Below are 10,521 nucleotides of genomic sequence, written 5' to 3' on the forward strand. Positions count from 1 at the left end.
CCATCGCACGAGTGTGACGGCCGGTCGCTGAAGGAGCGCTGAGAATGCGTCGGCAAACTCATCGAGTGCAGCGATTCAGTCCGAGAAGCGATGATCTCCGACGCCGAACCAGACCTGCGCGGCCGATCGCATCCGCTCGGGAAGGTAGGTGTACTCGTGCGGCTCAGCGCCCGCCGCACGAGCCGCGGATTCGAGGTGATCGCGCAGGCGCCACACCAGTGCCGGATGGGTCGCCGGTCCGACGTCGAGCGCCTCCTCGACTGCAGCCGTCGACAAGCCGAGTTCTGCTGCGAGCGTAGCGGTATCGAGGTCGGCGAGGTCGAGATCCGCGCGCAGCTGCGCGCTGTGACGCGGCGCTGGTGTTCGTTCAGAGACATGGTGGTCGTCTCCTTTGTCGCGGGCCGGTCTGTGACCTGAGAGTCTATGAAATCCACGCCATACAACGAAGCGACGGGCGTATGGTCTGCCGAAACGGAGCCTGGAAGGGGAGACGATGAGCGAGCGGCTGGCGGGCAAGGTTGCATTGGTGAGTGGCGGCGCGCGGGGCATGGGTGCCGCGCACGTGCGCGAGATGATCGCAGAGGGCGCGCGCGTGGTCGCCGGTGACATCCTCGACGACGAGGGCAAGGCACTCGCCGGTGAACTGGGCGACGCGGTGCGCTACGTCCATCTCGACGTCACAGAGCCCGATGACTGGGACGCCGCTGTCGCGCTGACGGTCGAGACCTTCGGGCGCCTGGATGTCTTGGTGAACAACGCCGGGATCGTGAACTTCGGCCTGTTCGAGGACTATTCGCTCGACGACTGGCGCACGATTCTCGACGTGAACCTGACCGGAGTATTTCTCGGCATCAAATCTGTTGTGCCGCAGATGAAGGAGGCCGGTCGCGGTTCGATCGTCAACATCTCGTCGATCGAGGGTTTGGCGGGGACGATTGCCACTCACGGCTACACGGCGTCGAAGTTCGGTGTGCGTGGACTCACCAAGTCGGCTGCGCTGGAGTTGGGTCCAAGCGGCATTCGGGTCAACTCGGTACACCCGGGCTTGATCAAGACGCCGATGACGGAGTGGGTGCCCGACGACATCTTCCAGACCGCACTCGGCAGGGCAGCAGAGCCGTCCGAGGTGTCGAAACTCGTTGTCTACCTTGCCTCTGACGAGTCGAGCTACTCCACGGGGGCAGAGTTCGTCGTCGACGGTGGTGTGGTTGCGGGATTGGCGCACAAGGACTTCGGGGTAGTCGACGCGTCGGAGGGTGACGGCTGACCTCACATGGACGCGAGCTTCCTACGCAGAAACGAGCGCAGTGACTCGTTGAATCGTTGCGTGGTAGGTGCTTTGGGCACAAGCTGATCGAACGCGTGGAAGGCGCCGTCGGCGACCTCGACATCGCAGTCGACGCCTGCCTCACGGAGTCGGCGAGCGTAGTCGAGTGTCTCGTCGTGGAACAGATCGCAGGTTCCGACGCCGAGCCACGCGGGTGGCAGACCGTCGAGATCTGCGCGGCGTGCGGGTACGGCCCGCTTCCTGTCCGCAGCGCCGAGGTACAGATCCCACCCCCGCTGATTGTCACTCTCGGACCAGAGCACGTATCGACGTCCCGTTGGCGTCGCAGCGGTCCGGTCGTCGAGCATCGGGTACACGAGAATCTGTGCGGCAAGCGGGATATCGCCACGATCGCGCGCCAGTAGTGCGAGCGCCGCGGTGAGGCCGCCGCCCGCGCTGGCACCCCCGATTGCGATGCGATTGCTGTCGACCCACGGCTGCTCGGCCAGCCAGGCGAGCGCGGTGTAGCAGTCTTCGAGCGGTGTGGGATAGGAGAATTGCGGTGCGAGCCTGTAGTTCACGGCAGCCACCGTGATGCCGGTGGCGTCGGCGAGGTCGCGGCAGTAGATGTCATCTTGTCCGGCGGAACCGAGCACGTACCCACCGCCGTGGATCCACAGCATTGCGGTGTCGGTGTTCTGTGCTCCGGTTGGACGGTGCAGGCGAATCGATATCCCCGGCGCGATCGCGACCGTCGGGACGCCGCGCAGGCGTGCCAGCGGCACACCGCCGAGTCGTAGGACAGCTTGCGGCATGTGTCGCAATCCGATTCCGCGAGGAATCCAGCGTGCGGTGCGTCGTAGGTCTGGAGCGATGTCGTCGATCGTCATCGACTGGACTATACATTTTCGGAAAAGTGTCTACATCGACTGTGATCTGTGCCACGATGAGCCCGCGAAGGGAGTGGTCATGTCCACATTTGACACAGTCGTTCGAGGTGGCCGGTGGTTCGACGGCACGGGGGCGCCCTCGGCGATCCGCGACATCGGTATTCGCGACGGTCGTGTGGCCGCGATCAGTACCGAGCCGCTCGACACCGACGGCGCGCAGGTCGTCGACGCCGAGGGTGCATGGGTGACGCCGGGACTGATCGACATCCATACGCACTACGACGTCGAGGTTCTCGACACCCCGGAACTGACCGAGTCGCTTCGCCACGGAGTGACAACGGTATTCATCGGATCGTGCTCGCTGTCGACGATCTACGTCAACGGCGAGGAGGCGGGCGACCTCTTCGGGCGCGTCGAAGCGATCCCGCGCGACCACGTCATCGCCGCGGTGGACGAGCACAAGGACTGGTCGTCGCCGAAGGAGTACGTCGAGCGATTGGAGAGTCTGCCGCTCGGGGCGAACCTGGCTGCGTTCATTGGACATTCGGACATTCGGACGTCGGTGATGGGTCTCGATCGTGCCACACGATCGGATGTACGACCCACACACGCAGAGCAGGCGCGGATGGAGGAGATGCTCGGCGACGCACTCGTCGAGGGATTCGTCGGACTCTCGTCGCAGCAGCTCAAGTTCGACAAGCTCGACGGCGTGACGTGTCGGTCACGAACGCTGCCGTCGACGTACGCCAAACCCAAAGAGCTGCGCCGACTCAAGCGCATGCTGCGGCACAGTGGCCGCGTGCTGCAGTCGGGACCCGACATTCAGAACCCGCTCAATCTGGTGTCGCAGATGGTGCAGTCGATCGGCTTCGGGCGCCCTGTGCTCAAGACGTCACTGCTGTCCGCTGCGGACGTGAAGTCGAACGAGAAGGCGCTGATCCTGATGGACCGGCCCACCGCGCTCATCAACCGGCTGGGCGGCGACTTCCGCTGGCAGCATCTGCCGGTGCCGTTCGAGGTTTACGCGGACGGTATCGATCTGGTGATCTTCGAGGAATTCGGTTCCGGCGCAGCAGCATTGCATCTCCGTGACGACATCGAACGAGATGCGCTGATCCAAGATGAGGAGTACCGGCGCCGGTTCCGCAAGGACTACGAGCAGAAGTTCGGCATCAGGGTGTGGCACCGCGACTTCTTCGACGCCGACATCGTCGCGTGCCCCGACGAGTCGGTCATCGGAAAGTCGTTCGGCCAGGTCGGACTCGATCGCGGCGGACTCCATCCGGTTGACGCCTTCCTCGATCTCGTCGTCGAGCATGGACGTGAGATCCGTTGGCGCACAACCATCTCGAATCACCGTCCGGAAATGCTCAAGAAGATCGCCGCTTGGCCAACAGTCCAGATGGGCTTCTCCGACGCGGGCGCGCACCTACGCAACATGGCCTTCTACAACAGTGGACTGCGCCTGCTCCGCCATGTTCGCGACGCCGAGCAGGCCGGAAAGCCGTTCATGAGTACCGAATACGCGATCCATCGACTGACCGGTGAGGTCGCCGACTTCTACGACATCGACGCGGGGCACCTGCGTGTCGGAGACCGCGCCGACCTCGTCGTGATCGATCCCGTACACCTCGACGAGCAGCTCGAAGCGTACGGTGAGGCGCCGATCGAACAGTTCGGCCAGATGCCGCGCATGGTGAATCGAAACGACGACGCGATCAGAGCCGTCATCGTGAGTGGACAGACCGTGTTCGCCGACGGCGAGTTCGCGTCGTCGGTGGGCACGACGCGCACGGGAAGCTTCCTGAGGGCAGGGCACACCACGCCGCCGACAATCGCGCCGCCGACGACGACAGCTGAGCGTGAACTGATCCGGTCGAACTGAGTGCTGTCGAACTGAGTGCTGTCGAATTTAGTGCGACCGGCGCCGTACGCCTCGAAAGTCACTGTTACGTATAGGTGCGACAGCGGTTTGCGACGCATCTCCACCGGCAGACGTCGGTACGCAGAAGTCGCCAGGCTTTCAGTGCGGTGACCCCCTCCCGCGTGCAACGATCGGAGCATGGCCGATACCAGCACCGCACCCGACAGCATCCTCGAGGCCGGTACCACCGCGCCCGATTTCACCCTCAAGGCGACGCCCGATCAATCGCTGAGCCTGTCCGAACTGAAGGGCAATCCTGTTGTCCTCGTCTTCTATCCCGCCGACTGGAGTCAGGTGTGCGGCGACGAACTCGCCGTGTTCAACCAGTCGCTGCCTCTGCTGCAGGAGTACCGCGCGGTGCTGCTCGGCATCTCGGTCGACAGCGCGTGGAGCCATCAGGCGTTCAAGGAGTCGCGCAAGCTCGGCTACGACCTGCTTGCCGACTACAACCCCAAGGGCGCGGTCTCGAAGGAGTACGGCGCGTACGACGAACAGGCCGGATGCTCCAAGCGCGCGCTGTTCGTCGTCGACGCAGACGGTGTCATCTCGTGGAGCTACCTGTCGCCGATGGCCATCAACCCGGGTGTGAACGGGGTTCTCGACGCGCTCGAAGCCCTCAAGAACAAGAACGCGTGAGGAGCCGACCATGCCGCTGACCCAACCCGTGGGATCCGACGACTACATTCAAGGACCGTCCGACGCCGCTCTCACACTCGTCGAGTACGGCGACTATCAGTGTTCCTACTGCGGGCAGGCCTATCCGATCGTCAAGCAGATCCAGCGCACCTACCCCGACTCGCTGCGATTCGTCTTTCGTAACTTCCCGATTCCCGAGATCCACCCGGAGGCACTTGCAGCCGCGGAGTTCGCCGAATACGCCGGTAGCCAAGGCAAGTTCTGGGAGGCGCACGACGCGCTGTATGAGAACCAGGATCAGATCGGCGACGGCTTCTACCGCGAGTTGGCGTCGAGTCTCGGACTGAACGCCGCCGCAGCGGAGGCTGCGGTGAGTGCGCAGCAGTTCGGTGATCGTATCCAGGGGCAGATCAACAGTGGACTCCGCAGCGGCGTCAACGGCACACCCGCCTTCTTCATCAACGAGCAGTTCTTTCCCGGACCCTTCACCGAACTCCCCGACGTGCTCGAGCAGATCTTCGCGTCGGGACGCTGACACGCCCAGGCAGTTGCTCGCCCAGGTGGTAGTTCGAGGTAGTGGTTCGCTCAGGCAGTGGCTGCCGTCGCGCGCAACGCGGCCAGTACACGCGAGTTGCTGAACGCGTCACCGACGGTGATCCGGACGCCGTGACCGGGAACGGTCTTGACCGCAACGCCGCAGGTGCCGAGCAGTGAGCCGAGCGCCACTCCGTCCGCGCCGGGCAGATAGACGAAGTTGCCCTCACCCGCAATGGTCGACGCACCTATCGCGTGCAGTTGCGCGGAGAGCCGATCACGCGCGGCGCGCATCGCCTCGACCCGGTGCGCGAGCGCGGTCGTCGCGGCCAATGCCACCGGCACCGCGGCTTGGGCCGGCGCACTCACGGCGAAGGGAATCTCGAAGCGACGGATGCCCGACATGAGCCGCTCGTCACCGACGCCATATCCAACCCGCAGAGCCGCGAGACCGTGTGCCTTGCTGAAGGTTCGGACGACCACCAGGCGGGGATGCAGTGCGACCAGCCGGTGCAGATCTGGTGCGGCAGTGCTGAACTCGATGTAGGCCTGATCGAGAATGACCGTCACGTGGTCTGGCAGTGACGTCAGGAACGCATGTAGTTCGCGTTCGTCGACGACCGTACCCGTCGGGTTGTGTGGTGAGCAGACGATCACTGCGACGGTGGCCGCGGTGACGGAGGTGCGCAGCGCGTCGAGGTCGACGCCGCCGAAGCGATCGAGCGGCACACCGCGAAAGTCCATGCGCAGCAACTGCGCGAGGATGGGGAATCCGTCGAATGTCGGGGTCGCGGTCACCAACTCGGGCACGACGCCCCCGTGGTGGTCGAGAGCTGCCTGCAGTGCCTGGAAGATGACTCCGGTTGCTCCAGCGCCGACGGTGACCATATCGTCGGACACGCCCAGATGGTGTGCGATGACACGACGGGAACCGTGCGGTGTGAACTCCGGGTAGCGGTGCGCCGACAGCACCTGTTCATGGAGCACCTCGGCGACCGCAGGCAATGGCGGATACGCGGATTCGTTGAGATTGAGTCGAATCATGTTGTCGGCGAGCACTAGTGACGATCCGACCAACGAATCGCTGCCGCTCCGGCGAAATCTCCCGCGTGGGCGAACGCCGACATCATGACGACGTCACCGGGCTGGATGCGCCCGTCGGACACCGCGGTGTCGAGGGTGATCGGGAGTCCGACGCCGAACAGGTTTCCGCACTCGTCGAAGGTGTCCGGGTGTCGCTCGGCGGGGAGTTCGAGCGCCTCGCGCCAGTTGCGTAGAAAGATGCGGTTCGGCTGGTTGGTGATGAACCAATCGAGCTCGGACGGCCGAATGTCGATGGAGTCGGCCACTTCGATGGCAGCGGCGGGGACCATGCGATTGCCGCGCGCGAGAACCTTGGTGATCTTCGCTTCGGTGAAGCCGATGTGGATCTCCCCGGTACCTGCTTCCCAGTATCGACGGTCGGGTTCTGCGACCGATGTCATGTCGGCCGAGTACTCGCCGTACGAGTGGGTGACCAGTCCGAGGACGGGGGAGCCTGCCGGATCGTCGAGGCTCACCACGGCGGCTGCCGCGCCGTCACCGGGGATCGCGGCCTGTGCCTTGCCGCGAACCTGCTCCTGCGTGAAGATCTGTGATGCGCTGTTCTGCGCCAATCCCAGCAACGCCTTGCCGCCGCCCGCCGCCGCGAGCAGCGCGGCAGCGAGATCGATCATGTGGATGAATGCGGTGCAGCCGCCGTTGTGGACGTCGAGAACCGTGGTGGGTCGCAGACCGAGACGGTCGGCGAGTTCGCCACCGCATCCGCGGACCGGTACCTCGGGAAGTTGGCTGTGCGTCAGGACAACCGTGACGTCATCGAGGTAGTCGTCGCCGTGCCTCTCCGTGAGAGTTCTTGCGGCAGAGAGCATCATATCGGCCGACGTCTCGCCTTCCGCTGCGTGGTGCCGGAACGCGGGCGCCGAGAACATGATGTTGTCGGCGAGGTCGTCGTTCTCGGCGAACTGGCTGAAATAGGATGCCGGAACGCGATTCTCGGGGAGATATCCCGCGACGTCGGCGAGGACGACGGCGGGTGCAGTCGGGTTGTTCATGAGCGCATCCAATCGGGGGTGAGGGGCAGATTGTTGGCGTGCCGATACTCGGCGATCGCGGTGAGATTGTTCAGTTCGAGCTGGTGTCCTGCGGCGAACATGTCCCAGAAGTCGCCGACCCAGACCGGCCGGTCGGCCGGTGCCGTTTCCGGGTACGGATTTCGCTCATAGAACGGATGTCGGCAATTGGTCCACAGCACCACCGACCCCGGCTTATTGAGCACGACCTGTGCGTCGACCACGCGCATCAGGTAGATCATCCACAGGTGTTTGCCCTGATCCCACGCGCAGTGATAGTCGACGGTCATCGCGTCGGGGTTGGCGACCGTCCGCGTGTAGATGTCGGTGGCGTCGCCGAGTCTGTCCGACGCAAGCCACAGCCCCGGCTCGTCGGTCGGTGTGAATCCGCGGAGACTGTAGGTCCACTCCTCGAGAGACCTTGTGTCGGAGAGCCATTCGTAGAGTTCGCGAGGCGGTGCGTCGACGTATCCCTGCACCGGACAGAAGTCGCCGTAGATCTGGTCGTGCGGATAGACCGATCGCAGCATGTCGAGAATGATCGGTGTGGCGGTCTGTCGTGGGTGTGTCTCGATGCGGGTCAACCCGTCGAGCTCGGCGGCTTGCCGGCCGAGGTCGGCCAGCGGTGTGGTCTCGATGGTCATCGGAGTCCTTTCTGCAGAAACGGTAGGAACGGTGGTATTTCGTCCGGATCGCAGTCGACGACGAGTGCGTTCGGCCCTGTGGCGGAGAAGAGTTCGGCAGCGTCGGCTCTCAGTTCATGCAGGTCGCCGGGATGGCGGACCTCGACGTTGGAGAACATGGCGGCCATGCCGCGTGCGATGTCGGTTGGTCTGAATCGGTTCACGCTCGGAGTGTCGGGGAAGTACAGGCTCTCCCGTGTGACGCACATGCCGTGCGCGTCATTGTTGAGGATGACAAGAGTGACCGGCGCGTCATACTCGACGGCGGTGTGAAACTCCATGCCGTGCATGAAGAAAGCGCCGTCGCCCGCGACGATCACCGTCCTCCCGTCCGCTGCCGGTCCGATCGCCGCACCGATCCCTGCCGCGATCGCGTAACCCATACCGCCCATACCGAGAGCGACTGTGAACCGTCCGTCGGTGACCGGCGTGAGGTAGTGGATCGCGGCCGCGCCGACGTTGCCTGCGTCGGCAAACAGGATCGCACTCTCGGGAAGGGCGTCGGCGATCGTATCCATGATCTCTCGCAGGTGGGGAAGCCGAGACTCGGGAACCGTTGGGGTGTCGAGGTATTCGATCCCGACAGTGGGCACACTCTGCTCGTCGACTCCCAGTCGTTCCAGTTCGGCGTCGAGGTACGACAGCGTATTCGGCAGCGAACCGACGATCGACGTGCCACGGGTCGGGCGTGCGCTGTGGCGCCCGATGTGCACGATCTCGAGGTCATCGAGCGCCGGATCGAGACCTCCGCGATCGGTGGCTGTCATGCGGCAGCCGATACTGACACAGATCGACGCCGACGTGAGTGCTTCGCGCGCAGACGGATGCCCCATGACGCCGGTGATGCCCGCGTGTCCCGAGCGGGTGTCGGTGGTATCCGCTCCGCCGGGCGACGCAACGATCGTCGCACCCAACCGAGAAGCCAACCGTTGCACTGTGTTTCCCACGCGTGCCCGTGATGCCTCGTCGCCCAGCCAGAGACAGATGCGTGCACCGTCTGCGACAGCGTCAGCGAGTTGTCGCGCGAGCATGGTCAGTTCGTCCGTGTCGATACGTCCGCTGTCGATACGTCCGCTGTCTGTGCCCGACGAGGGGGGTGGCTGATTTGTGCTCTCCCACATCGACTGCGACTGCACGTCTTTGGGGATCACCAGGGCGGCGGGCAATTCCCGATCAAGGGTGTCGAACGCCGATTTGAGCGCGGGCCCGAGCTCGGTTGTGTGCGTGACGAGTTCGGCGTGGCCGGTCACCGATCGCAGCACGCCCATCAGGTCGATGGTGTCGGGCGCGTCGAGCATGTCCTGGAACGCGCCCCGGGCGGTGAGCGCTGTCGGTGCGACGCCGATCACGGCAAGCACCGGAACCCTGCTGTCGTACGATTCGGCCAGTGCCGGAACGACATTCATCGAACCGCCACCCGAGGTGGTGATGACCATCGACGGCGAGTCGGTCATCCGCGCCACCCCGTCTGCCATCGCTCCCGCGGCGAACTCGTGCTTGGCGACCACCGTGGGCATGCCGAGTCGTGCCGCGGCGTCGTACATGTCCTCGATGTTCGCGCCGTGCACGCCGAAAACGTGGGTGACTCCGCGCTGTTGGGCACTCACGAGGACGTGCTCCGCGACATTCTGACGACCGGTCATGGTGCCAGCGTGCCCTCGGGTACCTGAAGGTTGGCTGAAACCGGCTCCTGTCGATTCTGGCGAGGACGCAATACACTGACGTCCACGACCTACCAGCGACCCGATCGGTGGTCGAACGCGCATTGGATGAGTTCGTGACCGTAACCAGACGTCTTCGCAAGCGAATCAGTGGTTTCGGTGTCCGCGCGCAGCTGACGATCGTTTCAGCGGTCATACTCGTCGCCGCACTGGCTCTCAGCGGGGGAGTCATGTTGTTGATGCTGCATCGAGAGAACACGGCGCAGATGTACCGCGCGACGGGTCGGCAGGCGTATCAGATCGCTACCGCGGTCAACCGTGGTGGCGTGTCGGCAGTGGATCCCGACGATCTCACTCCCGGCGCGGGTATCGACATCACACAGGTCGTCGACGACAGGGGAGTGGTGGTGGCTGCGTCGCCCGGAGCTCCTCGCTCGCCGATTCGGTTGGCGAGCCACTCCACTCCCGACGAATCGACGGCACGCTACGCCGACAACGTCAGAGTTCCCGGGTACGGCGACGAGTTCTGCGCGTCGGTGAGCACTGCCTATCACGACGGCCGCGAGTACACGATCCTCGCGCTCGACAAGGCAACCGGCATCAGGAGCAGTGAGTGGACGACCGCGACGCTCATGGCGATCGAACTGCCGATCATCGTGGCACTCGGAGCAGGTGCGGTCTACCTGCTCGTCGGTCGGTCGCTTCGGCCTGTCTCGCGTATCATCAAGCAGACCAACGAGATCACCTCCACCGAGCTCGAGCAGCGAGTCCCCGTGCCGACCGCGGACGACGAGATCCGCACGCTCGCGGTCACC

General features: G+C 64.3%; 11 protein-coding genes. 5 read left to right on the plus strand and 6 right to left on the minus strand.

The features are described 5' to 3' along the window. Window positions 1–75: 75 nt before the first annotated feature. Window positions 76–609 (minus strand): DUF2316 family protein, encoded by a 534-nt coding sequence (locus A5777_RS24140; protein ID WP_331710588.1) that lies wholly within the window; start codon window positions 607–609, stop codon window positions 76–78. Between A5777_RS24140 and A5777_RS10855 the strand changes: the two genes are divergently transcribed. Next, a complete protein-coding gene (locus tag A5777_RS10855) occupies window positions 494–1,267 on the plus strand; it encodes a glucose 1-dehydrogenase (protein ID WP_064862675.1) in 774 nt (257 codons plus the stop codon). The two genes, A5777_RS24140 and A5777_RS10855, sit on opposite strands and share 116 nt — an antisense overlap. 2 nt (window positions 1,268–1,269) lie before the next feature. Here A5777_RS10855 and A5777_RS10860 read toward each other — a convergent pair whose 3' ends face one another. Then, entirely contained in the window at window positions 1,270–2,157 is an 888-nt protein-coding gene (locus tag A5777_RS10860; protein WP_064862676.1) for an alpha/beta hydrolase, read from the minus strand. 79 nt (window positions 2,158–2,236) lie between these two features. Between A5777_RS10860 and A5777_RS10865 the strand changes: the two genes are divergently transcribed. From A5777_RS10865 to A5777_RS10875, 3 genes are all read left to right on the plus strand, one after another. Then, window positions 2,237–4,042 carry an N-acyl-D-amino-acid deacylase family protein gene (locus A5777_RS10865; RefSeq protein ID WP_064862679.1) on the plus strand — a complete coding sequence of 602 codons (1,806 nt, stop codon included), beginning with the start codon at window positions 2,237–2,239 and terminating at the stop codon, window positions 4,040–4,042. Window positions 4,043–4,219: 177 nt separating this feature from the next. Continuing rightward, entirely contained in the window at window positions 4,220–4,717 is a 498-nt protein-coding gene (locus tag A5777_RS10870) for a redoxin domain-containing protein (protein ID WP_005201795.1), read from the plus strand. 10 nt (window positions 4,718–4,727) lie between these two features. Continuing rightward, window positions 4,728–5,252 (plus strand): DsbA family protein, encoded by a 525-nt coding sequence (locus tag A5777_RS10875; protein WP_064862677.1) that lies wholly within the window; start codon window positions 4,728–4,730, stop codon window positions 5,250–5,252. A gap of 50 nt (window positions 5,253–5,302) precedes the next feature. Here A5777_RS10875 and A5777_RS10880 read toward each other — a convergent pair whose 3' ends face one another. From A5777_RS10880 to A5777_RS10895, 4 genes are read right to left on the minus strand one after another with little or no spacing between them, the layout of a single operon-like run. After that, on the minus strand, window positions 5,303–6,310 hold the full coding sequence (locus A5777_RS10880) for a pyridoxal phosphate-dependent aminotransferase (RefSeq protein WP_082933628.1): 1,008 nt from the start codon (window positions 6,308–6,310) through the stop codon (window positions 5,303–5,305). After that, window positions 6,310–7,344, minus strand: coding sequence for a 3-oxoacyl-ACP synthase III family protein (locus tag A5777_RS10885; protein ID WP_005201789.1), 1,035 nt, complete (start codon window positions 7,342–7,344; stop codon window positions 6,310–6,312). Before A5777_RS10885 ends, A5777_RS10880 begins: the two co-directional genes overlap by 1 nt. Further along, window positions 7,341–8,006 (minus strand): hypothetical protein, encoded by a 666-nt coding sequence (locus A5777_RS10890; protein ID WP_005201788.1) that lies wholly within the window; start codon window positions 8,004–8,006, stop codon window positions 7,341–7,343. The genes A5777_RS10885 and A5777_RS10890 overlap by 4 nt, the downstream gene beginning before the upstream one ends. Further along, window positions 8,003–9,688, minus strand: a complete 1,686-nt coding sequence (locus A5777_RS10895) for a thiamine pyrophosphate-binding protein (protein WP_064862678.1) — start codon at window positions 9,686–9,688, stop codon at window positions 8,003–8,005. Before A5777_RS10895 ends, A5777_RS10890 begins: the two co-directional genes overlap by 4 nt. Before the next feature lie 134 nt (window positions 9,689–9,822). Here A5777_RS10895 and A5777_RS10900 point away from each other — a divergent pair. Beyond that, window positions 9,823–10,521, plus strand: a 699-nt coding sequence (locus tag A5777_RS10900) for a HAMP domain-containing protein (protein ID WP_231895022.1), incomplete at its 3' end; no start/stop codon positions are given.

Origin of the sequence: Gordonia sp. 852002-10350_SCH5691597 (genome assembly GCF_001665715.1) — a bacterium.
GTDB lineage: Bacteria > Actinomycetota > Actinomycetes > Mycobacteriales > Mycobacteriaceae > Gordonia > Gordonia sputi.

Bases quoted from the DNA above. Each gene is read 5' to 3' on its own strand.
- A5777_RS10895 (WP_064862678.1), bottom strand. From the start codon at position 9,688: ATGACCGGTCGTCAGAATGTCGCGGAGCACGTCCTCGTGAGTGCCCAA.
- A5777_RS10865 (WP_064862679.1), top strand. From the start codon at position 2,237: ATGTCCACATTTGACACAGTCGTTCGAGGTGGCCGGTGGTTCGACGGC.
- A5777_RS24140 (WP_331710588.1), bottom strand. From the start codon at position 609: ATGTCACCGGCGACCACGCGCGCGCCCTCTGCGATCATCTCGCGCACG.
- A5777_RS10890 (WP_005201788.1), bottom strand. From the start codon at position 8,006: ATGACCATCGAGACCACACCGCTGGCCGACCTCGGCCGGCAAGCCGCC.
- A5777_RS10885 (WP_005201789.1), bottom strand. From the start codon at position 7,344: ATGAACAACCCGACTGCACCCGCCGTCGTCCTCGCCGACGTCGCGGGA.
- A5777_RS10875 (WP_064862677.1), top strand. From the start codon at position 4,728: ATGCCGCTGACCCAACCCGTGGGATCCGACGACTACATTCAAGGACCG.
- A5777_RS10860 (WP_064862676.1), bottom strand. From the start codon at position 2,157: ATGACGATCGACGACATCGCTCCAGACCTACGACGCACCGCACGCTGG.
- A5777_RS10870 (WP_005201795.1), top strand. From the start codon at position 4,220: ATGGCCGATACCAGCACCGCACCCGACAGCATCCTCGAGGCCGGTACC.
- A5777_RS10855 (WP_064862675.1), top strand. From the start codon at position 494: ATGAGCGAGCGGCTGGCGGGCAAGGTTGCATTGGTGAGTGGCGGCGCG.